This is a genomic window from Serratia sp. UGAL515B_01, assembly GCF_033095805.1.
GTDB lineage: Bacteria > Pseudomonadota > Gammaproteobacteria > Enterobacterales > Enterobacteriaceae > Chania.
In genome coordinates this window covers 4,034,031-4,058,119 of sequence record NZ_CP109901.1, presented here as the reverse complement: position 1 = coordinate 4,058,119, position 24,089 = coordinate 4,034,031, and the positions used below count along the sequence as shown (strand labels likewise).

The window sequence follows — 24,089 nt, the reverse complement described above, 5'->3', positions numbered from 1 at the left end:
TAGGTAAATCTAACACGCTTCTTAGCAGGCGTCTAGTGGTGAATGAATTCCCCCTCAAGACGCCCGTACAAGGCTTCGAACCCGATTATAGATTCGCGTTGAGGAAATCTTTGAGCTGACCTTTGGATAACGCACCTACCTTGGTTGCAGCCACTTCACCATTTTTGAACAACAACAGCGTTGGGATACCACGGATACCATACTTAGGTGCAGTGGTCGGGTTTTCATCGACATTCAGCTTGGTGATGGTCAGTTTGCCTTCAAATTCTTCAGCAATCTCATCCAGAATCGGAGCAATCATCTTGCACGGACCACACCATACAGCCCAGAAATCGACAAGGATTGGCCCTTCGGCTTTCAGCACATCGGTATCAAAGCTGTCGTCAGTCAGGTGAATAATTTTATTGCTCATGTTCTACTCCACAGGATTATGTCTACCTAGTTGGTGTATGCCCGTAGCTCTTCAAGCTACAATAATATTAGCAGCCTCACTCACCACAGTCACTTGGTTTACCAAGCTCAAATGGCTTCGCTCAGTTGCCGCCTAGCTGCAACTTGAAGTAACTTGGGATAGCATTAAACCAACCTAGGTAATTTTATTTCACCGTTTTTATTTCAACGGATATGCTTTCTTAAAGCAATAGTTAGCTGATATTCTACCACACTATGAGCAAAACACACTTGACCGAACAGAAGTTTTCCGACTTCGCCCTGCACCCGTTAGTCCTTGAAGCCCTTCAGAAAAAAGGGTTTTACCACTGCACGCCTATACAGGCTTTAGCATTGCCGCTGACGCTCGGTGGACGAGACGTTGCAGGTCAGGCGCAAACCGGTACCGGAAAGACTCTAGCGTTTTTAGCGTCTACTTTTCACTATTTGCTATCTCATCCGGCGAAAGAAGGTCGCCAGACCAACCAGCCGCGCGCCTTGATCATGGCGCCAACGCGTGAACTTGCCGTACAGATCCATTCCGATGCAGAAGCCCTGTCCCAAGCTACTGGATTGAAGCTGGGCTTGGCCTATGGTGGTGATGGCTATGATAAACAACTCAAAGTTCTGGAAAGCGGAGTGGATATTCTGGTCGGAACGACTGGCCGCTTAATCGATTATGCCAAACAGAACTATATCGATCTGGGTGCTATCCAAGTTGTGGTATTGGATGAAGCCGACAGGATGTACGATCTAGGCTTTATCAAAGATATTCGCTGGTTATTCCGCCGCATGCCTTCGGTCAATCAGCGCCTGAACATGCTATTCTCTGCCACTTTATCCTACCGCGTACGCGAGTTGGCCTTTGAGCAGATGAACAATGCAGAGTATGTAGAAGTCGAACCAGAACAGAAAACCGGCCACCGCATCCAGGAAGAGCTTTTTTACCCTTCAAACGAAGAAAAAATGCGCTTACTGCAGACACTGATCGAAGAAGAATGGCCCGACCGCTGTATCATCTTCGCCAATACTAAGCACCGCTGTGAAGAAATCTGGGGCCATCTGGCTGCCGATGGTCACCGCGTCGGCCTACTGACGGGCGATGTAGCACAGAAAAAACGCCTGCGTATTCTGGATGACTTCACCAAAGGTAATCTGGATATTCTGGTAGCGACCGACGTTGCGGCACGTGGTCTACATATTCCGCTAGTAACCCATGTTTTCAACTACGATCTGCCTGATGATTGTGAAGACTATGTTCACCGTATCGGTCGAACGGGCCGCGCTGGAGAAAGTGGTCATTCCATCAGCTTGGCCTGTGAAGAGTACGCTCTTAACCTGCCAGCGATCGAAACCTATACCGGCCACAGTATTCCCGTGAGTAAATACAACAGTGATGCATTACTAAACGATCTGCCCGCGCCTAAACGGCTGGTTCGTCCACGTGGCAACAACGGCCCACGCCGTAGCTCTGCGCCTCGCCGTAGTGGAGCTCCGCGGAGCCCCCGTAAACGCTCAGGCTGACGGAAAATTATGCTTGGTTCCAGCCCCCTTTATGCCGCCATCGATCTTGGCTCCAACAGCTTTCATATGTTGGTAGTACGCGAGATGGCTGGCAATATCCAGACTCTGGCGCGCATCAAGCGTAAAGTGCGCCTTGCTACGGGGCTGGATCAGCATAACCATCTTTCACAGGAAGCCATGCAGCGCGGTTGGCAATGCTTGCGGCTGTTTTCTGAACGCCTGCAGGATATTCCACGCGAACAGATGCGTGTGGTTGCAACCGCAACATTGCGCCTAGCAAACAACGCCAACCAATTCCTTCAAACTGCTGAAACGATCCTCGGTTGCCCTATACAGGTTATCAGCGGTGAGGAAGAGGCTCGTCTGATCTATCATGGCGTGGCCCATACCACCGGTGGCCCTGAGCAACGCCTAGTCGTTGATATTGGCGGTGGCAGTACGGAACTGGTTGTCGGTACCGGGGCGCAAGCCAACCAGCTTTACAGTCTTTCTATGGGCTGCGTCACCTGGCTTGAACGATTTTTCAGCGACCACAATCTAGAACGGGATAACTTTGAAGCTGCCGAACGTGCAGCTAGCGACATGGTACGTCCTGTCGCCAAACAACTTCGGCAATATGGCTGGCAGATTTGCGTTGGTGCCTCTGGCACCGTGCAGGCGCTTCAGGAAATCATGGTAGCGCAGGGCATGGACGAACGCATCACTTTGCCGAAACTCCGCCAACTGAAACAACGAGCCATTCAATGTGGCAAGCTTGAAGAATTGGAGATCGAAGGCCTGACGTTGGAACGAGCCTTGGTGTTTCCAAGCGGTCTGGCAATACTGCTGGCCATTTTCCAGGAGTTGGGCATCGAAAGTATGACACTGGCCGGTGGCGCACTGCGCGAAGGATTAGTGTATGGCATGCTGCATCTGCCGATTGAACAGGATATCCGTAGCCGGACACTGCGTAATCTCCAGCGCCGGTACCTGCTTGATACCGAACAGGCGGAACGAGTCAGCCAATTGGCAGCGAACTTCTGTTTACAGACAGCCAACGAATGGCAGCTGGATGCGCGATGTCGTGAACTTCTGCATGCAGCCTGCCTGGCGCACGAAATCGGCTTGAGTGTCGATTTTAAACACGCACCGCAGCATGCAGCTTATTTGATTCACCACCTTGACTTACCCGGCTTTACACCAGCGCAAAAGAAGCTGTTAGCCGCACTCCTGCAAAACCAGAGTAATACCCTCGATCTTTCATTACTAAGCCAACAAAATGCTATACCACCACGTATGGCACAGCGTTTGTGTCGTATCCTACGCCTAGCGATTATCTTTGCAAGCCGCCGTAATGACGATACTTTACCCACTGTACGTTTACGTGCCTATGACGAGGAATTACGCGTCATCTTGCCGCAGGGTTGGTTGGCAAAGCATCCGTTGCGTGCAGAACAGTTGGAACAAGAGAGTCGTTGGCAAAGCTATGCTCACTGCCCATTGTTCCTGGAAGAGCACGACTAGACTCTGGCCCTTAATTACCTATGGTGCGATCAAGGGCATTTGAGCAAATTGCTGCGTTGTTCGCGTGCAATTAAAGGTCAGTCTAAAAGCCGTTAGGGCTGTTTCACTCTTTACTTAACGTCTTTGGCCTTCGCCAACATCGCTTTCATGCTTGCCAAATGGTTCTGCCCTTTTTGCATCCGCTCTTGTGGACTAAGAACCTTGCGTTCCGTCTCCCAGAGTAAATCATCCTGTGGTAATTCCAGCAGGAAGCGACTCGGTTCGGGGCGTACCAGTTCACCGTATTGACGACGTTCACGGCATAACGTGAAAATCAGTTCTTTCCGAGCACGCGTGATCCCAACATAGGCTAAACGCCGCTCTTCATCGACATTATCTTCGTCAATACTGCTCTGATGGGGTAATAACCCCTCTTCCATCCCAACGAGGAAAACATAGGGGAACTCCAAGCCTTTTGAGGCATGAAGCGTCATCAACTGCACCTGATCCAGATCTTCGTCACTTTCACCACGTTCCATCATGTCACGTAGAGTAAAGCGTGTGACAACCTGCGCCAGCGTCATAGGTTCGTCCAACTCACTACCTTCTAGCATCTCGGTCATCCAACCAAACAGTGTATTGACGTTTTTCATGCGCATCTCAGCTGCTTTTGGACTAGGTGCGGTTTCAAACAACCAGCTTTCATAGTCAATAGCACGGATCAGGTCGCGTACTGCAACAATCGGTTCATGCTCCATCCGTTGAGCGATGCCTTCCATCCAGTAGGTGAAACGCTGTAATGACTCCAACCCCCGTCCGGTAAGGTTTTGCCCCAACCCCATGTCAAAACTGGCACGATACAGGCTTTTATTACGCTGGTTTGCCCATTCTCCCAGTTTTTGCAACGTGGCTGGGCCGATTTCACGCTTTGGCGTGTTGACGATACGCAGAAACGCACTATCGTCATCTGGGTTGGTCAATACTCGCAAATAAGCCAATAAATCTTTGATTTCCGGGCGAGAGAAAAATGAAGTACCACCAGAAATCTTGTACGGAATGCGGTTTTGCATCAGCATTTTTTCGAACAATCGCGACTGGTGGTTACCACGGTAGAGGATTGCATAATCCCGGTAGTTGGTTTTCTTCACAAAGTGATGCGCAATCAGCTCACCAACCACCCGTTCAGCTTCGTGATCTTCATTGTTCGCCGTCACCACTTTCAGTTCTTCGCCGTAACCCAGCTCAGAGAATAACCTTTTTTCAAATACATGTGGGTTATTGGCAATCAGGATATTAGCCGCTTTAAGGATGCGTTCACTGGAACGATAGTTTTGTTCCAGTTTGATAACTTGCAGATGAGGAAAATCTTCCTTCAACAATGCCAAATTTTGGGGGCGAGCGCCGCGCCATGAGTATATCGACTGATCGTCATCACCCACCACAGTAAACCGCGCCCGGTTTCCCACCAGTAATTTAACAAGTTCATACTGACTGGTGTTGGTATCCTGATATTCGTCCACCAACAGGTAACGGATACGGTTCTGCCAGCGCTCTCGCACTTCTTTATTACGCTGCAGCAATAGCGTCGGTAACAGGATAAGATCGTCAAAATCCAGTACGTTACACGCTTTCATATGCGCATCGTACAACCCGTAGCAATGCGCAAACAGCCTGTCTCTCTCGGAGCGCGCCAACCCCATCGCTTTAGATGGATCAATCAGATCATTCTTCCAATTGGAAATGGTGGAAACAAGCTGTGCTACCAGTGTCTTATCGCTTTCCAGCCACTTTCCCGTCAATTCTTTCAGCAAAGCAAGCTGGTCTTGGTCGTCGAACAATGAGAAGTTGGATTTCATCCCTAACGCAACATACTCACGTTTAATCACCTCCAGTCCCAACGTATGGAATGTCGAGACCATCAATCCACGCGCCTCTTTACGGCTTATGGTTTGTGCTACACGCTCTTTCATCTCACGTGCAGCCTTATTGGTAAAAGTTACGGCTGCAATATGCCGTGCCTGATAACCACATTGGTGAATTAGGTGGGCGATTTTATTTGTAATGACACGCGTTTTACCAGAACCGGCACCGGCCAATACCAGGCAAGGCCCAGTAACGAATTCGACAGCTTTTTGTTGGCTGGAGTTTAATCGCATGACGTTTTCTTGCTCAATATTTATTGCGAGGGGAGGAAGATTGTAGCAGAAAGCCTCTGCGAGATTTACCCCATCACCACTCAAACTGGCGGCCAATGAAGGAGCACAGCATGGTGAGAACAGTTACAATAGCGGTATTCTCAGTACAACCAAAACAACCAAACGGACAAAATGATGGCTAAACCGGCTTGTGCTTTGCACATCCTGGTCGATAACGAAACGTTAGCGAACGAACTGCTGGCGAAATTGAAACGAGGTGTCAGCTTCGATACGCTGGCGCGTAAATATTCAAACTGCCCGTCGAAACGTAACGGTGGTTCACTGGGTGAATTCAATAAGGGCACCATGGTGCCCGCATTCGATAAGGCAGTTTTCAGTATTCCATTACTGAAACCCTACGGCCCGGTAAAAACCCAGTTCGGTTACCACATCATTAAAGTGCTGTATAGAAATTAGGTAGTATGCAGAAAATGCTGCGTAGATCGTTTACTGTGCACTGGTTTCCGGAGCGGTGCTATCCGTCCGTTTCGCGTCCTCACTAACCACCGCAGGTGCAGGCGTCACGATAGCACTGTAAGTTGCCTGTAACTGCTTCATGTTCATTTCAGGTTCTCCTTTCGGCTGCATCAACACTAAGGTGGCATCCTGTGATAATTGCTGTTTCAACTCCTGATTCAATGATTCCAGCGTTAACGATGTCAGAAATGCATGCCGCAGCTTCTGGTATTGTTCTGGTGCGATGTCCACGACACCACTTTGCTGTGACCGCAAACGCTGGCTCATCAGCACATCAGTATCTGTATGAGCATAAGTTGCAAACAGTTTGCTGAGTTGGTCGGTTTTTTGTGCCAACAACGCGTCGAATTTATCTTGAGATAAGCCATTTTTACGCACATTGGCCAATTCCCGAGCGATAAAGGCCAGGGCAGTGTTCAGATTATCATTCGGCGTAACCAGATGGATCGCACATTGGGCACGTTGATAATGTACTCGACAGTCAAAACCCAATTGAAGATTTTTCTGCTCGTTCTTTTGCAACACCTGCTGGATATGCCAGAACAGCGCTTCACGGGCGATATCACTGCGCCAATAGCGGCTTAGGCTTTGTGAGTCGAGGATAGGATGCCAGGGCGTATCCCACATAATCGACAGCGTATCTTGCTTTACCTGTTCGCTCATCAGGCTCACCGGTTGCGGTGGCAATGGCGTCAAGGTTGGCATGGTCGCCGGCACCTCACGCTTGCCAGTCAGAGGTGAAAACGCCTTGTTAATCTGCTCACTCAGACTACGGGTGTCCACTTTACCCACGACATATAACGTCATGGCATCTGGTGTATACCACTGCTGATAAAATTTCTTGAGTTGCTCTATATCGACCGCTTGGTTTACAGGTTGGCCCGGATCGTGAGCCAGCAAGGTTGAGCCTTTTAGGCGGTAACGCCACCAGGAGTCTTTAGGGTCCGGTGGAAAAGTACCAATAGGGTCACGCTCGTTATTGATGACGGCATTCACTGTGTTCTCATCGATCGCCAGCTTACCTGTAGTATCCGCCAACCAAGTCAGCGCGCTTTTTAATAGTTCAGGACGATTATTCGGCACACTCAAGCTGTAGAGGGTAAAGTCATACGAGCTGATAGCAGGCGGCAATGGCCGGTCGCTGCTCACGCTCTGCTGCCATAGCGAGCGTAGCTGTGGCTCAGTAAAGCTTTCGCTGCGCGTCATCGCAATACGCGGTAAAAGATGCGCAAAACCAACCTGCTGTGAAGACTCTACTAGCGATCCGGTATTAACCATCAGCCGAAGTTCCACACGATCACTTGGGCGTTGTGGCGTATCAAGGATCTGCCAAGAAAACCCGTTATCCAGTTGTCCCTGCTGCCAAGCAGGATCAGGTTGTAGTGCTTCAGCCAGCACACTGCCGTTGGCCGCAGCCAACAGCAGCCCCCCCACTAAAAGACGAATTCTGGTGCCCTGCATGTGAACCCCTACTTAATGACTATCCAATTTTTCTATGCAAATACGGGTATTCCGTTCAATGGAATACAAAACTATGCCCAAAAGGGTACATAGCATAGCGAGAAGTAACACCCAAGTTTTACCGTAGGACGAAAAGCGCGAAGTGTACCACGCAGTTAGACCACGCCCCCTTACGGATGTCACTCAACAGAATGAAAAAAAATGCATAGTCGAGTTTAACTAAGGAAAACGCATGATAAATAAGGAGAAATTAAGCCGACTGTAGCAGCCGGCTTTTTAAATCTATCACACCTCAAGTTACAGCGCTATTACCACCTAGCTGCAACTTGAAGTGGCTTGAGTAGAGTAAGAAAAATCAGGCAGAAGGGAGAATTTTTTCCGCTTCAACCCCATCTGGTTTGCTATTCAGCTCATCTTTCAGCTGTTTCTCATCCAGTTGGTTGCACCATTTTGCTACGACTACCGTTGCAACACCGTTACCAATCAGGTTAGTCAGCGCACGAGCTTCTGACATAAAGCGGTCGATACCCAAGATTAAGGCCAGCCCGGCCAACGGCAAATGTCCTACCGCAGAAATCGTGGCCGCGAGAACGATAAAGCCACTGCCGGTTACTCCTGCCGCCCCCTTAGAAGACAGCAACAGCACGACAAGCAAGGTCACCTGATGCGTGATGTCCATATGGGTATTAGTAGCCTGGGCAATAAATACCGCAGCCATCGTCAGATAAATCGAGGTACCGTCAAGGTTGAATGAATAACCTGTGGGTATAACCAAGCCTACCACCGACTTCTTACACCCCAGTTTTTCCATTTTATCGAGCATGCGTGGTAATACTGACTCAGAAGATGAAGTCCCCAGAACGATCAACAGTTCTTCTTTAATATAACGAATGAATTTAAAGATGCTGAAGCCGTTGAAACGGGCAATTGAACCGAGAACTAAGACCACGAACAGCACACAGGTAATATAGAAACAGGCGATCAACTGCCCCAGTTGCACCAGAGTGCCAACTCCATATTTGCCAATAGTAAACGCCATAGCGCCAAATGCCCCTAACGGCGCAAGACGCATGATCATGTTGATGATACCGAAAATTACACCGGAGAAGCTGTCGATCACATTGAAGATCAACCGTCCCTTCTCACCCAAACGGTGCAGGGCAAAACCGAATAACACAGCAAACAGAAGCACTTGCAAAATGTTACCGCTGGCAAAAGCACCAATCACGCTGCCTGGGATAATGTCCAGCAGGAATGGCACTATACCCTGTTGTGAGGCCTGTTCAGCGTATACTGCTACCGCTTTAGCATCCAGCGTTCCAGGATCAACGTTCATCCCGGCGCCGGGTTGCACCACATTCACGATCAATAACCCGATCAGCAACGCGATGGTACTGACAATTTCAAAATAGAGCAGAGCGATCGCCCCGGTGCGACCAACTGCTTTCATACTTTCCATACCCGCGATACCGGTTACCACGGTACAGAAGATCACTGGTGCAATAATCATTTTGATTAATTTGACAAACCCATCACCTAGAGGCTTCATCTGAGCACCAAGTTCGGGGTAGAAATGGCCAAGCAGGACACCCAGCGTAATCGCCGTCAGCACCTGAAAATAGAGGCTCTTAAAAATAGTTGTTTTCATAAAACTTCCTTTGGGGGAGACAACGCGGCAGTTGGGCGTTCACTCGCCCATCCTGTTTTATCGCTTGCGCGGAAAATAACACCCACATAACAACATGGAAATAATTTGTTGTGCATACGGACACTCATTAATGCGAATTTAAGAGCTGAAACGCGTCAGCTTAACTGGATGGATGCAGATTTACGTCATCTTTTCTTTGCACCAACTCAAAATATAAGGGGAAGTCTTAGCCGTTTTGGAAAGAAGTGAGGTGCACAGAAGAACAACTGAACAAATAACGAACAGAATTAACTGCGAGGCGGGCAGTATTGCGCTTCGAACTCTTCAAGCGGTAATGGTATCGCCAATAGGGAGCCTTGACCATTGCGAATACCTTGTTGCAACAACCAGTCTCGCTGTGCTGCAGTTTCCACACCTTGTGCTATCACTGGCGAATTCAGTACTTCAGAGATTGAGATAATGATACGTGCCATTAGGTCGTCATTCGGCAAACCCGCAATAAAGCGCTTATCGATTTTAATCAAATCAAGCGGCAAGCATTTGAGCCGATTCATATAATTCAAGCCCGCATAACCTATGCCAAAATCATCCCACGCAACCGACAAACCCAAAACGCGTAATTGATGCAGTAAAGCGAATACATGATCAAGCTCACTGATGTGTAAGGTCCCGGTGATCTGCAGCAGCATTTTTCGTGGGTTAAACTTATGTGCTGCCAGTAACGCTTCCAACTGAGGGATAAAATCGTTGTGCTGAATATGTCTTGCAGAAATGCTGACCGACAGCGGTAACGTGATCCCTTTAGTTTGCCATTTGGCCAGAATATGACATGACGCTTCCAAAACCCACTGACTAAGCGGAATATTCACCGCCAACAGTTTCGCCAGTGAGATCGCATCGGCAGGCGTGGTTGAGCTACCGTCACACTGACACCTGCGTAGCAGGACTTCACCTCCTATCACCTGATGGGTCTGCATATCCAACTGAGCCTGAATAAACAGACTGAACTGACGTTGATCTATGCCAAGAAGGACATCGAGTTCCTGAATCGGCTTCTTGTCCTCTTGCACTACGTGAGGCTTATTGTGCAGGTTGACTTCGGTACGAGCCTGAACCAGCATTTGCTGGTTACGATTGTAATTGCGTACCAATAAACCGAGTTCGTCATCATGATGTCGAGCAGGCAACATCAGTTGGTGATAAGGGAGCTCATCCTGCGAAACATTTTCCAACTCGCGCGCTATGGCGCGTAATGGGTAAACCAATAACCGGTTCATGCACCAGGTAATGGCTATCGACAAAATCAGCGCCAGGAGCAGGTACGTTGATAATAGGGTGGATAACGTGCTGAGGATAAACTGATACATGCGGTAGGAATCAGCCTGGAGCACAAGATAAGCCAGCGGTTGAGGATTAGCAGAAACCCGTTCCAGAGAATAGAGGGGAACTGTAATTTGAACCGGCAAGTCAAAAATACGCACCACCAAAGTAGGCACCGGGCGTTCTGGAGGAAAATTAGCATGCAGAGCCTGAAACTCATTTGGCAGGACAATATCTGCACGCGTAAGTATCCCAATCGGCATCAATGCATTGAGTTCGCGTTTAGTTTCCGGTACATCCATACGCAGTATGGTTTGTGCCAGTGGTTGGCGCACAGAATGGGCAATGCTCTCTAGCTGTTTGACGTAATCATCCTTGCGCTGCTGCACAAAATGAAATAACTGAATTACGATAAAGATACAGATCGCCACCAGTGCCACACTCGACACAACTGCCATCTGCTTAATCGTTAATGAACGCCTTACCCGCAAAGCTGCTCTCCGCTATACACACTGAAAAGAAAAGACCGATGCCCCCGGCGCCGTTCAAACTGCAGCGGTATTGGCTGCATTACTGACCTCGTCCCTTCAGGATCGAATTCAAATCGGTTCCTGAACGGTTTGTTGTTCAGTTGCCGCCTGCTTACAACTTGAAGTCTCTTAGATCTATATCCAATAACTTTCAGGACACCGGCAGTCGCAAATAGGCCGGGTCACAAAACGCCAAGCCACTGTGGCAGCCAATGACGCTTTAATTTAAAAGAGAGGAAATAAAACCCGCCGTTCTCTCGAACACATCGTATTTTTACCTTACCAGCCACCCGGCTTGCAGGTTGAAAAGCTCAGGGTTAGGTATTTTCCTGACTGGAATGACCACAGGGTAACAAAACTGCTCTGTAGGCGACACTCCGAATGTATCCGATTTATACTCATTGTTATCCAGGCCACAGCCATATTGGCTACGTTACTCGCCCCTTTGGGGCCATAGACAGCCGTGTTCAAAATACTCCTGAGAACATAATCACTTAAGTCGGCCTGACCCTTTGAGGCCGGCACAATCGCTGTTCAAAAACGCTTTGCTTTTTTGTCCTACAACCTGAATAGATTCAGGTATACATCATTTAAATTCAGAATAAGGTGTCAATGGTTGTGGTGGTAAATCGAGATCGCCTTGCCAACCGCCAAGTGAGTAGCGCAAATACAATAACATATGGCTAGGGGTATAGTTTTTTGCCTGTTGAATATCAATGCTGGCTCCCATTGTCCAATGTGTACTGAGACGGCGTTCGGCAAGCGCTCGAAGTGTATAGCCAACACTTGAAGAAGAACTGCCACTTTCAATAGCATATTTATCAGGCAGGAGGTCAGGGACCATCGATGGAATTGGGTAACGTTTTTCATCATTGGTTTTGGTATGAGAGATAGATACCGATCCCCCAACCTCCCACGACCAGTTATCAGTACGCTGGCGATAATTCAGCGGTATTGCCAACGACACATACTGTTGTGGACTGTAATATCCCCCCTGTCCAAGGGAGTAACCGCTCAAATCTTTCTGATAGTGCCAAAACATGGTACTCAGCCCAACGGTAGCTCGGCGGTTATCTTCGTTAATCATTTTGTAGTAATAACCGGCCATCAAACGCTGACGCAAATTATCCTCAACATTCTGACCGGTTAGCTGATGGGCACTGAGGTTAGCCCAGACGCCATTGGCTTCGCCACGGTCATAGCTTGCACTCAGGCTAATACCGCTCGCTCGTACACCTCCCCAAGTGACCCCGGTGTTGGGATCGCGGGTTCCACCAAATGCAAGCAGTGAACTGGAAACGGGCCGACGCGAAGCACCTAACGTCCAGCCGATGTGGTTCCAGTCAACGCTGTACGCTACGCCACCGACCCAATCAACAACCTCAAAACCCATCGGCGTCGTGCCAATATCGGCTTGCCAGCGATCGTTGGCCCAACCAACAGCCACACTGGTTCCTGTGGTTTTCTGGCGCTCATCTCCGCTGCAACCTACCGTATTACAGGTGCCAAAGGTTTCGAAGTGCTGCCCACCATCGGTAGCAAAGGTGCCCGCATAAAGTTGAAACGTATCGGTACGGAAAAACGCGCGACCATCATAAAAGGGCACATCTACCTGCAACATGCTGTTATGCGCCTTAAAGTCGGAAACCCCACCGGTTCCGCTCGACCGCATATAATCGTGATCGAGGGTGACTGTCACATCCTGCTGGCGGTAAAGATCGGCCGCGTCGGAACGGATACCGCGTTTAAGCCAATCGTCAGCCATATTATTACGGGTCAAACGGGTGTAGCTGTCATTATCCAGTGGCAGCGTCGGTGCAATGCCGCTGGCCACCATCGCCTGGCGATAATCCTGTTCGGCCTGTTCCGGCCGCCTGCGTGCCTGTTCAAACCTGGCAGAATCACGGTACAACAATGCTTTGACCTGGCTTGGGGGTTCTTGCTGCGCTTTTGCTTTTAATTGAGTGAAAATATCTGCGGCTTTGTCCTGTTCACCAACCAAAGACCAGGCATTAGCAATCCGCCGCTGGCTGTTGGGTAACTCTTCTTTTTGGGGTACTGCTGTTTGCAGTTGTTGGTAAGCTTCCGTCAGTTTACCGACCGCCAGAAAGGCTTCAATCTCCCCCAACCGGGCATCCAGATTATTCGGTTCACGTGCGCGTACCCGTTGGTAATCGGCTAACGCTACGCCGTATTCTTCCCTCTCCAGCGCCCAATCCGCCAAGGTCAAATCGATAGCTGTATCAGGCGGTTGTTGATACAGATAAGCGATAGCTTCTGATTCATTACCGCCAGCACGAAGGCGCTCGGCATAATCGAGCGCTGCCTGCCGTTGCAAGCGTTGCGCCATATCGCGAATATCATCGTTCCACTGCCCTTTAGGCAGAGTATTGAGATGTGCCAATGCTTGACTCTCACGCTCGCTGGCAGACAGATACAAGGCATAGGCGTAAACCTGCTGCGGATCGGTAGGTTTTTTCTGCACAAGTTGACGGAATACGGCGTCCGCCCTCTGCGGCTTCCAGGCCTGACGCAGCGTTTGAGCATAGCGGTATGTCAGCCAGACATCTTCGGGATCTTTCAGGTGAGCTTGCCGGTACTTTTCTGCCGCCTGAGGCCACAGTTGCTGCTGCGCCAGCGCTTCAGCCTGCTGTTTAAGCATGTCCAGCTGCAGGCTGTCCAGCGTACTGCTCAACGGGTCTTGCATCCCACGTGGCAGACTGTTGAGATAGTCCAACGCCTTTTGCGGTGACTGCCGCTGGTAGATATTCACCAAACCACGTACCGCACTGCCGCTGCTCGGCTCCAGCCTCAGGGCCTGCCGATAATAACGTTCAGCAGTTGCATCATCTTTGCGAGCGACGGCAACGTCACCCAAACCAATCAACGCACTATTGTCACGATCGTCAAGTTGCCTTGCCCACTGATATTTTTTCTGCGCTAGCGCCAAATCATTGGCCTTTATTGCGCTATCCCCCTGCGCAATCGCCAACCAGTAACGCGTGCTCTTGATCAGACTCTGCCATTTGTTGCTATCAAAGTTATTCTTGTCCGTTTTCTGCGCCTGCTGGAACAAACTCAAAGCCTGTTCACGGTTCCCCGTTCTAGAATAAGCCAAACCCAGCGCGCCAAGCACTTCGGCATCATCAGGCGTACTCGATAACGCTTTTTTCAATTCAGGGATCGCAGTTCCTCCCTCCCCTTTTTCTACCCGCGCCAACCCGAGCATACGCGCCTGATAGACAGGATCAGCAAGCAAGGCCTTTTGTCGGGCTAATTCCTGCTGTGCACTCAGAACCTGATCGCCACTTTCAAACACCCCGAGAAAACGGTTCAAAGCCGCGACACTCTGAGGACTGACAGGCATCGCTTTAACCTTTTCCAGCCATAAATCCGCCGCATCATCGCGGCCCCCGGGATCGACTGCGACTTTCTGCAGTAAGTCATATGCCTGCTCAACACGATCCTGACTGAACAGCATCCTCACCAATGTCATACGCAGCGTGACATTGCCTGGATACTGCAGATCCAAAACCTGTAACTTCTTCACTACCTCAGGTTCCTGACCAGGTAGACGCGCCACTAACTTCCAGTATTCCACAGCCAGATTGGGTGTCGGCGGATCGCCTTGAAAGAGTTCATCGTACAGGGCTTTGGCTTCCTGCAAGCGGCCTGCGGTAGCCATCAGGCGCGCCTGTTGCAATTTCTGACGGGTTTCAGGCCGGGTCAATTGCATCGTCATTTCGGCCTGACGGAAAACCTCTGACTGCGGAGCGATCCCTTTGAGTTTGTCCAACTGCTGTTGTGCCAACGCCTGATTGCCCTGGCGTAGCGCCAAACGCATTCGTGCGGCAATCACATCCGGGTTATTCGGGGCAATCAGCTCAAGGCGATACAGAGATTGACGAACCAACTCATCCTGATTATTCGCCTCACCAATACGCATCTGCTCCAACAGCCACTGTTCAGGATCCACAGTTTCAGCCCCCGTCACCTGCGACAAGAGCACAAGGCTTAAAGGTAATAAGCTCAGCCAACCTAATCTGAAGTTACGCATTGACCGCCCCAAGAGGGTTGAAGTTCACCCTGGCGATTGAAACGATAACGTTGTTGATCCCAACCCTGACCAAATAGTAGTAGGGATGCGTTGAAATAAGCATTGTTAGTCAATGGATTATCTTTGATGCGTTGACGCTGCATCGCTAATGCGTCAACTTGCTCAGCCAAAAGTGGTAACAACGCGGCAGAGAAACCTACCGGGCCTTCTGCGGTGGCTTTGCCCGTCGCCGTATCCATTTTCTCTGGCGGAACACCTTGCTTTACCACGAAATTGACCATTGGCTGGAACTGTTTCACCAAGGCGGCTTTATGTGGGTCATCGTCTGCTAACATTCCAGCCCAAAGATAAACTCTGATGGCATCATAACTGCCAATGTTGGGTTTTACGCTATCCGCTAACCAGCCTTTAGTTGGCTGCCACGCCACCCAGTCCGGTGAGAAACCCTGTGGCGCCGTCTCTAACCAAAGGCGCTGACTGGTTTTCTGCACGGCTTTCCAAGATTCATGGATTGAGGAGAAACGAGTCAGCAATTGTAGGGGAAGATAGCTGGGATTAAGCCGCCACTGGTTATCTGCCACAAAACCAATCTTGCCCGGTAACAGCATTGTCCCTAAGCCAGGAATATCAACCACTTCTTCGTGCCCAATCCGTTGCAACAACAGTGTTCCCAACGTTTGATAGCGCTGGCTTTGCCATAACCGCCCCGCTTCTAGCAAGTCGTAAGCAATCCACAAGTCAGCATCAGAGGCGGAATTGCTGTCCAACACCTTCCAGTTTTTTTTATCGTCCTCTCCCCACAACCAAGCGGGCAGATGTACGCTCAAATCACCCGCAGCCAAATTGTTCTCTGTCCACGTCAGCAATTTATCGAAGGTGGGCCGATCATTGGCAACCAGTGCGAAGAACAACCCATAGCTTTGCCCTTCTGAAGTGGTAATACGTTGCGGGCTACTGGGATCAATCACCCGCCCTTCGTCGCTGATGTAAAACTGCTTGTACTGCTGCCAAGCAGGCCACTCACAAGACGCTGCTATCGGGAAAACACACAAGAGCAACAGGCACGGTAAGAAATGCTTCAAGAAGAGTCTAGCCATAGTCATCAATCTCGCTCTTCCGGTGACAAACGGCGGCGGCTAATGGCCTTCAGACCGTATCGCAGCAAAAGTGCCATGATCACAACCACGACTGCCGCCACCACGGCCAGCAGCACCGGGTGCGTTGAGAGAGCAAACCAGATGCGTTCCCACCATGGCAGATAACCAACATGATAAACATCTCCTACTCGCAGGCTATAAACACCCGATTCACGTATCACAGAGACGGATCCAAACACCGCCGCACGCTTGCCACTATCGAGCAGCGCGTTATTCAGCAGATCGTAGCCCTGAGGGCTATCTGCCAACAATGCCACAATGCTACGTTGATCATTGAACGGGGATTGCACCCCGACAATCGCCGCCATCGCCCCTTGCGAACTGATGGTCGTTTTGCCGTCAGCCGTAGTGTCATCCTGCTCCATGGCAAGACTCGGCAGTGGTAATTGTCGCATCGGTTGTTTGACCCAGCTTAACGTAGCCTCTACCAATAAATTCAGTCTGTTATCATCACGTAGCTCTGGCGGAATGGAACCGATAAGTAGAATATCGGCGTCTTTGTCTTTCGCCTGCGACCAGTCATCCGCCAGCGTGAAAGCCAGTGCGGGATAGCCGGTCTGTGCTCCCACATTACCCAAAGCGTTTAGCAACGCGCTGACCTGTGCCTGGTGCGGTTGTTTATTCACCAACACCAAGGTTTGCGACAAATCGGCCAATCGGCTGAATGGAAAGCCTGCATTGGCGAAAGATCGCAGGTCGGGCATAGCGATGAAATGCCGATAACCCGTAAAGTCGATGGTTGAGCTCCCATCAATCACCGCATGGTTGGCTATCAATGAATAAGTTTCACAACGACTTTCCGCATTGCTGGCTAACAGCGTTGTGTATTCGAAGTCAAAACGCAGCTGATTGGTTGCTCCCAATTTCAGTGCGGGAATATTGACCACGGTATCGGAATCGAACAGCCCCTGTAACAACGGCAAACGGAGCAGTTGAGTTCCTTTTTCATTTTCTGGTTCCAAAGCATAAGACTGCAAAAACTGATTGTTCAAACTGATGCTCAGGCGCGAACCATCTTGAATACGTGGCGAGGTATAACGGTATTTTAACTGCATATCAATGCCGGTACTGCGGAGCAGGAACAGATCCGGCGGCAGATTCATCGATATAATGATCGGCCCCGGCAAAACGCCATCAGTCTGGAGCTGCTCAGCATATTGCTGCAGTTCGTTAAACGTGACGGCGCGATCGGTGCGTACCCAGTTTGGCGCATCGTACGGCTGGCGCTCCGCCAGTTGTTCCACTTTATCTACGGTCAGGTTCTGCCCACGGAACAGGATATTACCTTGAGCAATGCCTTTCACCGCAGTAATCAGGTCGTTGTCATCGCGCCCCTCTATCAATAGCAATTTCACATAGGGATTATCCGGATGACTGATCATCTGCACCGTGGGGCCATTGACTGCTGGAGAGTCCTTCAAGAAGTCAGGGCGCTGTTTATTGGTGGCAAACACTATCGCGTGCTGCTCAGGTAGCTGATTAAACAATACTGGGAAGGACTGACCACGCCACTGCGCCTTGGTTCCGAACCAAGAAGCGAGAATACCGGCTGCATGCTGTTGTGCCAGATCAGGTTGTCCAGCAAACACCATTGGCAAAGTCAATCGGCGCTTGTCACGACTGTCAAAGAAGGGTTCAGGGAAGTGCGAAAGCTCATTCTTCAGTGGCAACATTTGAAAGCGCAAGTCCAGCGAGCTGGATTTGCTGACATCCAACCATAGCGTACTGCTCGTCGGGTTTTCACAGATACTCTGTAAATTACCCACGAACACCAACCTTAAGCGGTTAAAATCAGTGATATATCGCGGATCAATCGGCATTTGAATGCGGTTAGATCTGCCCAGCTGTTCTTTGGTCAGGGGGTGTACCCCCATCAGCTCGTCGTTAAGATATACCTTAAGTTGCGATTGTATCGGAGCTAGCGAAGGGGAAGGGGTAAACTCCAGATTAAGCATCGCCTGTGAAACCACTTCGTCGCTGCGTACACCAAACTCAACCTGCCCTTCAGGACGGGTACCTAACAGGCTAAAAGTACCCGGTGGCGGCGCTACCTCAGTGAAAGAGAGTTGCGCATCACGCACTGGTGGATTGGTGATTGTTGGTTCAGTGGTAACAACAGGTGTGATGGGCGACGTGTCTGCAGCCAGTATGGTTACTGATGGTTGCTCGATGGCCGTAGGGGTAATCGCCGTTTCCGCCTGAGAGAACGTACTGACGGCTAAAGCGAATGCAGTAAACCAGTTTATTTTTCTTGTCATCGTATAGTCATCACTGTTAATGCCGATTCTCCGGGAAAATACACGGGCGCTTGCAGCACGCAGCCTATGCCACAGTTTATTGCACAGTTGAAGTTCTCCCACCACCTACCCCGTGGGGAATGAATGACATGATCCACAGAGCCGACGTGGTAAAACCAATTAGAAGGCGGCGAATAACGGGAGGCGCGTAATCAGCCATGTGCTGATAACCATGAAGGCCCAGCATCAAAACGTCGCGCAGGCTGTCTACTGGTTTATCTTCAGGAAATCCATCCTGCCAGAGAGCCCAAGTATCGGCGCGCGCAAAGGTACACTGAATAAACTCAGTGTATTGACGTGTAGAGAGCCCAACAAGACGGATCCCTGCATGCAGGCCGTGTGTACGAGTCACAATACAAGGGAAACTGAACTCTTGCCGACCACGTTTTAGCAGCAATGCCACTCTATCATTCTCTTTCATCTTATCCAGCACACGCATCTTTATTCCCACTCCTCCATCCGAATAATCTTGCAGTGTGCAAGGGAATATATGCCCATCGGCCCGCGCTACTGCCGCAGGCATGGCGATTTCTACGCGGTGTGACTGACGTACCTGTTTGGCTTCTACGGCTACCGCCATAGCACCGCCAAGAATAGTCATGTTATAAGCAACCCAGACCAGACTAACGAATACCGTCATCGCTTCGGCCGCTGGGCCGAAGAACATACGCCATAGCCCAAATACCAGACCAGCAAGATTACATACCACCAGCAACAGATATGGGCGGCTAATAACCCAATCAACATGCTCTTCTTTTACCAGCCCACCTTTGGAAGTGACGTTGAATTTGCCTTTATGCGGGTTCAACAACGCAACAGTGGTTGGTCGGGCGATATACCAGGCGAGCACGGTTTCATAAATTTCACTCCAGAAAGAGTGGCGATATTTACCCTGAATACGTGAGTTAGTCAGGCTGGCGTGGATCATGTGTGGAAGAACATACAGCGCAATTGCCAACGCCGGAGCAAAAATGATATACGCATGCAACAGCAAGAAGGCCAACGGTGCCGTTAGGAAAATCAAACGTGGGATACCTGACAGGAAGTGCAACATGGCATTGGCATAACACAACCTCTGCGCTAGCTTCAATCCTTTCCCTAGTAGTGGGTTATCCAACCTGAAGATTTGCACCATGCCCCGTGCCCAGCGAATGCGTTGGCCAATGTGCGCAGATAAGCTTTCTGTTGCCAATCCGGCAGCCTGAGGTATCCGGATATAGGCCGAAGTATGTCCTCTGCGGTGAAGACGTAATGATGTATGGGCGTCTTCTGTCACGGTTTCCACCGCAATGCCTCCTATTTCGTCCAGTGCAGTGCGGCGCAGGATCGCACAGGAACCACAGAAGAAGGTGGCATCCCACATATCATTACCATCCTGAACCAACCCATAGAACAAGGTACCTTCATTCGGTGTCTGGCGAAAACGCCCCAGGTTGCGTTCAAACGGGTCGGGAGAGAAGAAATGGTGTGGTGTTTGCAACATCGCCAGTTTCTTATCTTTAAGGAACCAGCCTACGGTCAATTGCAGGTATGAACGGGTTGGCACGTGGTCACAATCGAAAATGGTCACCAACTCACTGGTCGCGTATTTCAGCGCATTATTGATATTTCCTGCTTTGGCATGCTCATGAGTTGGGCGGGCAATATATTTCACCCCCGCTTCTGCAGCAAAGGCTTTAAACTCAGGGCGATTGCCGTCATCAAGAATATAGATGGTAATTTTTTCTTTCGGCCAGTCGATACCCAATGCGGCATAGATGGTCGGTTTCACCACGCTCAGCTCTTCGTTGTAGGTCGGCACCATCAAGTCAACTGTCGGCCAGGCGTTAATGTCCGCAGGCATTGGTACTGGTTGGCGATTTAAAGGCCAGATAGTCTGGAAATACCCTAATACTAAGACTACCCAAGCATAGGTTTCAGCCATCAGCAACAGCAAGCCACAAACGAGGCTAACAGGATCGTCCCAATTGAGCGTAGCGGTATAGCGCCACCATAAATAGCGACAGGATACCGTCAGCGACAGCACAATCAGCATCAAGCAGGGTAACCGCCCTGGGATCCTGCGCACTGCCATAGCAATGCACCACAACAACAGCACGAACACAAACTGTGCTTGTAAATCAAATGGTTGAGAAATACACAACAGAGCCAATAGCCCGGCAAATACTGCGGCAAAAATAAATAACATCCGGCGCATACGCTGACTCAGCCGGTTAAGATACTGCACCGAACGCTCCTTCACGCCAGCTTCCTGCAGACGCTGCGGCAAACTGTGCAACCAATTGGTATAACGTAGTTGCAATTTGGACCAACCGGCAAAAGAGTAATGCCTCACTGAGACCGATTCACTGCGCGTTAACAACAGCCACACCCCCTGGAGCAAATAGCGTACAGCATCTGCGGGACGCGGGCGCCTGGACGAAATATGTGGGAACCAATAGTGGTGGCAAACAAACACTTTTTGCCAGCTGGGTGACTCAAATCGCAGGAATGTCCAGCTGATTGCCAGCATCAGGGTGGTGAGAAAAGCAGTAAATGCCGGTGCCCCGGCATGGCGATAGCCGCGATAGCGTTCCTGAATCCCCCGACTCGCAGGAGACACCAACAGCAAATGCAGCACCCACCTCATCGCGCCTCTTCCGACAGATTGAGCAGGCACCAATTAGCCAACGTCAGTATTTCGTCAGCGGCCAGACTCTCCGGGTTGTATTCCCCCACCGGTTGTTTTATCGCCAGTGCCTCCACCAAGGCTTCATCACGATGAATGACGAATGGCAACACGCCATTCAGTGTTTGCAGCCACAACTGATGCAAATCTTGTTGCAGCATACTGGATGAAGAGAATTGATTAATCAGGAAGCGGCAGCCCACTGGTGTTGGTTGTTGATGCAAGCGAGCATGGCAACTGGCATCGGGACTGAGCAATAGAAAGACGCCGTCAGCGAGAGCCAGTTGCTGTTCAATCAGAACGGTATTGCCTGCCGGAATATCCAGTAATATCCAACGATACTGACCGGAATCACACAACAGCGCCAGAAATTCTTGCCAGCGGCCAGGGGAATTAAGGTCTTGCTGGCTTATCTGCCGTTGTTCAGCCAAACTCAAACGACCGAACGGTAGGAAATCAAGTTTTTTGCCGTACCGCATTGCCCCTTGCTGCCACTTGGCACCGTCAAGATCGGCACGTGCCCAGCCCCGGTTCAGTTCGAAGGGCATATTAAAATGCAAACGCAACAGATTATCTGGCGAAAGGTCGATAGCGAGTACAGACTCACCCAACTGTTGTAAGGCCCAGGCGAGCGCCGCGGTCAATGACGTCACACCAATACCGCCCCGCAACCCTTGCAGCGCAATCACTGGCATAAATCAACGACTCCCCGTCTTTGTCGCCAATTCGGCCAACAGCGGCCATCTGATCATCATTTGCGTTAACCGCTCCTGACGTGAAATATCAACGTAACAAAGGTTGGGTAATGAAAAAGCCCGGCTTAATGCCGCTAAGTCATCCTCTATTTCCAACGATGCTTTAGAGTGAAAGCTCGCTAACTTACCATTATCCATGCTGTCGCCTTTAAAAATAGGCTAATGTTAAAATGACTATAGCAACGTTCAGATAAAACAGAAGTCAGTAACATGAATATAAAAGAGAATCATCGCCCAAAATTCTGAATTTGCTATGCTGTTCTCAACGTTACGATTTTAATGTGGCAATATCCTGTTCGTTTGCGACATTTTCGACGAAAGTAGATAATCTATGGCGCTATCTTTCTCACTCGGTATTCGGCGTATTTGGCATGAGCTGTCAGTCATGCAGGCCCCTGGATTTTATTGGGTTAATTTTGATCGTCAGGCAGATGCCGCTATGCTTTGCAAGCAAATTATTGCCGCTCAGACTGAAGACAGCCAATTAGCCCTGATTTATATGGGTGACCAACCTGATTTACTACTGAATAATAGTTTTTCTCCTGCGTTAAAGAAATTTCCTCTATTTTCTCTCCCAGAAAAAAAAACGGCGCTGTTAGGTCTTACCGACGATTTGATGCGGGCCTTAAAACCCCAAAACCGGCTACTGATCCTGTTGGCACCCGCCAGTTTATGGAAAACCTTCAATAGCGATGAGTTATGCGTATGGGCCAGCAATATCGCTAAATGGCTACACCAGCGGCAATCTACTCTGGTTATTCTTTGCCACGGTAGCGGCGTAAACAGACTCAAGGGACAACTCAGCACTGAGCATCGTACCCTCGATGGCCTAGCAAGCATGCAATGGCAGCAAGATAGCGCAAAGTATTTGGTAAACTGGTGGCTTACGGCAAATGACATTAACGCTAACCAGTTGTTTACTCTTCATCTCGATGCTCAGGGTTGGCAAGGGGTTGACAGCATTAACACTCCTTCCCCCATAGCAGAGCACAACGACGAAAACTTGTACCTGGCTGAACAACATATCTTGGAAGGCGCTCCGCCACTCTCAGCAAATTGGCAACTGTTTGAGAACAACACACAGCTCATGCAAAAAGGCATGCTGACGAAAACGGCAACGCTGATTTTCTCTTTACACCAGAATGATGAAATTGATGAGTTAGCACATCAGATCCATACTCTGCGACGCAGCCGAGGAGAGGGGTTGAAGATCATAGTACGCGATATGAGCGCCAGCGTACGTTACAGCGATGAGAGGCTGCTACTGGCCTGTGGTGCCAACTTGATTGTGCCGCATGTTGCCCCACTCTCTAGATTTTTAACTATGTTGGAGGGTATTCAAGGCCAACGGTTATCACGCCATATTCCCGAGGATATTAGCACTCTGATGGTAGGATTGCGGCCATTGCAGTCAAAGGGCTATTTGCCACTTGCAGACTTCTGCAGTACTGTCGTTTCATTAATGGAAAATACGCTTTTACCGGAGGATGGCAAAGGGGTGATGGTCGCCTTACGCCCTGCACCAGGGTTAAGTGCCCGCCAGTCGATGACGCTATGCCATCAACGGCGTTTTGGGGACATCATGACCGTCGCCCAAAACCGTTTGTTCTTGTTTCTTTCCACCTGTCGGATTAACGATTTGGATACTGCACTGAAGTTTATTTTTCGTTTGCCGGTAAGTGAAGCATTCAGTAACCGAATCGTGTGGCACCAGGATGTCGATATTACTGCCAAAATCAGACTATTGACTCAGGATATCGAATCATCACACCGGGAAACCAGCCTTGAGCCGCGTCCAGTCAAAACCGTCACCAAGGTAGCAGAAATGCTGATCGAACGTCATGAACCCGTCCCGTTTACACTTTTGAGTCATGAGCATGAGGAGCTAGAATGAGCGGCCTTGGTGATATTGTACAATTAGTGATTTTGTGTGCACTGATCTTCATTCCTTCTGGATACATGTTTCATCGTCATTTCCCAAACTGGCACCAGGCTTGGCAAAATTTGTTTCTGTCTCCGCGTTATTTAAAGTCGGAAGGACTATGGGTACGCGAAGGTTCTTTATCTCAGATTAAACGTAAAAAATAAC

The 24,089-nt window shown here is 49.7% G+C and carries 16 protein-coding genes; 5 read left to right on the top strand and 11 right to left on the bottom strand.

The window, feature by feature from the left end:
• Positions 1-85 precede the first annotated feature (85 nt).
• Complete coding sequence (gene trxA, locus OK023_RS18335) at positions 86-412, bottom strand: thioredoxin TrxA (protein WP_317694075.1); 327 nt, start codon at positions 410-412, stop codon at positions 86-88.
• Between the two features lie 254 nt (positions 413-666).
• Between trxA and rhlB the strand changes: the two genes are divergently transcribed.
• Together rhlB and ppx are read left to right on the top strand one after the other, a co-directional pair.
• Positions 667-1,953: an ATP-dependent RNA helicase RhlB gene (gene rhlB, locus OK023_RS18330; protein WP_317694073.1), complete on the top strand. Its 1,287-nt coding sequence runs from the start codon at positions 667-669 to the stop codon at positions 1,951-1,953.
• Positions 1,954-1,962: 9 nt separating this feature from the next.
• Positions 1,963-3,456, top strand: coding sequence for an exopolyphosphatase (gene ppx, locus OK023_RS18325; protein WP_317694071.1), 1,494 nt, complete (start codon positions 1,963-1,965; stop codon positions 3,454-3,456).
• Positions 3,457-3,566: 110 nt separating this feature from the next.
• On the opposite strand, the gene rep is transcribed toward ppx, so the two are convergent.
• On the bottom strand, positions 3,567-5,591 hold the full coding sequence (rep, locus tag OK023_RS18320; RefSeq protein WP_317694070.1) for a DNA helicase Rep: 2,025 nt from the start codon (positions 5,589-5,591) through the stop codon (positions 3,567-3,569).
• A 174-nt stretch (positions 5,592-5,765) separates the two neighbouring features.
• Here rep and ppiC point away from each other — a divergent pair, with 174 nt between their 5' ends.
• Entirely contained in the window at positions 5,766-6,047 is a 282-nt protein-coding gene (ppiC, locus tag OK023_RS18315; protein ID WP_317697816.1) for a peptidylprolyl isomerase PpiC, read from the top strand.
• A 30-nt stretch (positions 6,048-6,077) separates the two neighbouring features.
• On the opposite strand, the gene OK023_RS18310 is transcribed toward ppiC, so the two are convergent.
• From OK023_RS18310 to bcsR, 9 genes are all read right to left on the bottom strand, one after another.
• Positions 6,078-7,568, bottom strand: a complete 1,491-nt coding sequence (locus OK023_RS18310; protein WP_317694069.1) for a pitrilysin family protein — start codon at positions 7,566-7,568, stop codon at positions 6,078-6,080.
• Positions 7,569-7,923: 355 nt separating this feature from the next.
• Positions 7,924-9,216, bottom strand: coding sequence for a dicarboxylate/amino acid:cation symporter (locus tag OK023_RS18305; RefSeq protein ID WP_317694068.1), 1,293 nt, complete (start codon positions 9,214-9,216; stop codon positions 7,924-7,926).
• A 287-nt stretch (positions 9,217-9,503) separates the two neighbouring features.
• Positions 9,504-11,027 (bottom strand): EAL domain-containing protein, encoded by a 1,524-nt coding sequence (locus OK023_RS18300; protein WP_317694067.1) that lies wholly within the window; start codon positions 11,025-11,027, stop codon positions 9,504-9,506.
• Positions 11,028-11,652: 625 nt separating this feature from the next.
• Positions 11,653-15,123: a cellulose synthase complex outer membrane protein BcsC gene (bcsC, locus tag OK023_RS18295; protein WP_317694066.1), complete on the bottom strand. Its 3,471-nt coding sequence runs from the start codon at positions 15,121-15,123 to the stop codon at positions 11,653-11,655.
• Positions 15,105-16,220 carry a cellulose synthase complex periplasmic endoglucanase BcsZ gene (gene bcsZ / locus OK023_RS18290; protein ID WP_317694065.1) on the bottom strand — a complete coding sequence of 372 codons (1,116 nt, stop codon included), beginning with the start codon at positions 16,218-16,220 and terminating at the stop codon, positions 15,105-15,107. The genes bcsC and bcsZ overlap by 19 nt, the downstream gene beginning before the upstream one ends.
• A gap of 5 nt (positions 16,221-16,225) precedes the next feature.
• On the bottom strand, positions 16,226-18,538 hold the full coding sequence (gene bcsB / locus OK023_RS18285) for a cellulose biosynthesis cyclic di-GMP-binding regulatory protein BcsB (protein WP_317694064.1): 2,313 nt from the start codon (positions 18,536-18,538) through the stop codon (positions 16,226-16,228).
• Positions 18,539-18,614: 76 nt separating this feature from the next.
• The gene (gene bcsA, locus OK023_RS18280; protein ID WP_317694063.1) at positions 18,615-21,206 is read right to left on the bottom strand and encodes a UDP-forming cellulose synthase catalytic subunit; all 2,592 of its coding nucleotides are present in this window, start codon (positions 21,204-21,206) and stop codon (positions 18,615-18,617) included.
• Positions 21,203-21,940: a cellulose biosynthesis protein BcsQ gene (bcsQ, locus tag OK023_RS18275; protein ID WP_317694061.1), complete on the bottom strand. Its 738-nt coding sequence runs from the start codon at positions 21,938-21,940 to the stop codon at positions 21,203-21,205. Before bcsQ ends, bcsA begins: the two co-directional genes overlap by 4 nt.
• Positions 21,941-21,943: 3 nt before the next feature.
• Positions 21,944-22,138 (bottom strand): cellulose biosynthesis protein BcsR, encoded by a 195-nt coding sequence (gene bcsR, locus OK023_RS18270; protein ID WP_317694059.1) that lies wholly within the window; start codon positions 22,136-22,138, stop codon positions 21,944-21,946.
• Positions 22,139-22,331: 193 nt separating this feature from the next.
• Between bcsR and bcsE the strand changes: the two genes are divergently transcribed.
• Together bcsE and bcsF are read left to right on the top strand one after the other, a co-directional pair.
• The gene (gene bcsE, locus OK023_RS18265; protein ID WP_317694058.1) at positions 22,332-23,894 is read left to right on the top strand and encodes a cellulose biosynthesis protein BcsE; all 1,563 of its coding nucleotides are present in this window, start codon (positions 22,332-22,334) and stop codon (positions 23,892-23,894) included.
• Entirely contained in the window at positions 23,891-24,088 is a 198-nt protein-coding gene (gene bcsF / locus OK023_RS18260; RefSeq protein WP_317694057.1) for a cellulose biosynthesis protein BcsF, read from the top strand. Before bcsE ends, bcsF begins: the two co-directional genes overlap by 4 nt.
• The last annotated feature ends 1 nt before the right edge of the window (position 24,089 follow it).

What these genes read in the sequence shown, in the direction of transcription:
- trxA (WP_317694075.1), bottom strand. Translation starts at nt 412, where the DNA reads ATGAGCAATAAAATTATTCACCTGACTGACGACAGCTTTGATACCGAT.
- rhlB (WP_317694073.1), top strand. Translation starts at nt 667, where the DNA reads ATGAGCAAAACACACTTGACCGAACAGAAGTTTTCCGACTTCGCCCTG.
- ppx (WP_317694071.1), top strand. Translation starts at nt 1,963, where the DNA reads ATGCTTGGTTCCAGCCCCCTTTATGCCGCCATCGATCTTGGCTCCAAC.
- rep (WP_317694070.1), bottom strand. Translation starts at nt 5,591, where the DNA reads ATGCGATTAAACTCCAGCCAACAAAAAGCTGTCGAATTCGTTACTGGG.
- ppiC (WP_317697816.1), top strand. Translation starts at nt 5,766, where the DNA reads ATGGCTAAACCGGCTTGTGCTTTGCACATCCTGGTCGATAACGAAACG.
- OK023_RS18310 (WP_317694069.1), bottom strand. Translation starts at nt 7,568, where the DNA reads ATGCAGGGCACCAGAATTCGTCTTTTAGTGGGGGGGCTGCTGTTGGCT.
- OK023_RS18305 (WP_317694068.1), bottom strand. Translation starts at nt 9,216, where the DNA reads ATGAAAACAACTATTTTTAAGAGCCTCTATTTTCAGGTGCTGACGGCG.
- bcsC (WP_317694066.1), bottom strand. Translation starts at nt 15,123, where the DNA reads ATGCGTAACTTCAGATTAGGTTGGCTGAGCTTATTACCTTTAAGCCTT.
- bcsZ (WP_317694065.1), bottom strand. Translation starts at nt 16,220, where the DNA reads ATGGCTAGACTCTTCTTGAAGCATTTCTTACCGTGCCTGTTGCTCTTG.
- bcsB (WP_317694064.1), bottom strand. Translation starts at nt 18,538, where the DNA reads ATGACAAGAAAAATAAACTGGTTTACTGCATTCGCTTTAGCCGTCAGT.
- bcsA (WP_317694063.1), bottom strand. Translation starts at nt 21,206, where the DNA reads ATGAGGTGGGTGCTGCATTTGCTGTTGGTGTCTCCTGCGAGTCGGGGG.
- bcsQ (WP_317694061.1), bottom strand. Translation starts at nt 21,940, where the DNA reads ATGCCAGTGATTGCGCTGCAAGGGTTGCGGGGCGGTATTGGTGTGACG.
- bcsR (WP_317694059.1), bottom strand. Translation starts at nt 22,138, where the DNA reads ATGGATAATGGTAAGTTAGCGAGCTTTCACTCTAAAGCATCGTTGGAA.
- bcsE (WP_317694058.1), top strand. Translation starts at nt 22,332, where the DNA reads ATGGCGCTATCTTTCTCACTCGGTATTCGGCGTATTTGGCATGAGCTG.
- bcsF (WP_317694057.1), top strand. Translation starts at nt 23,891, where the DNA reads ATGAGCGGCCTTGGTGATATTGTACAATTAGTGATTTTGTGTGCACTG.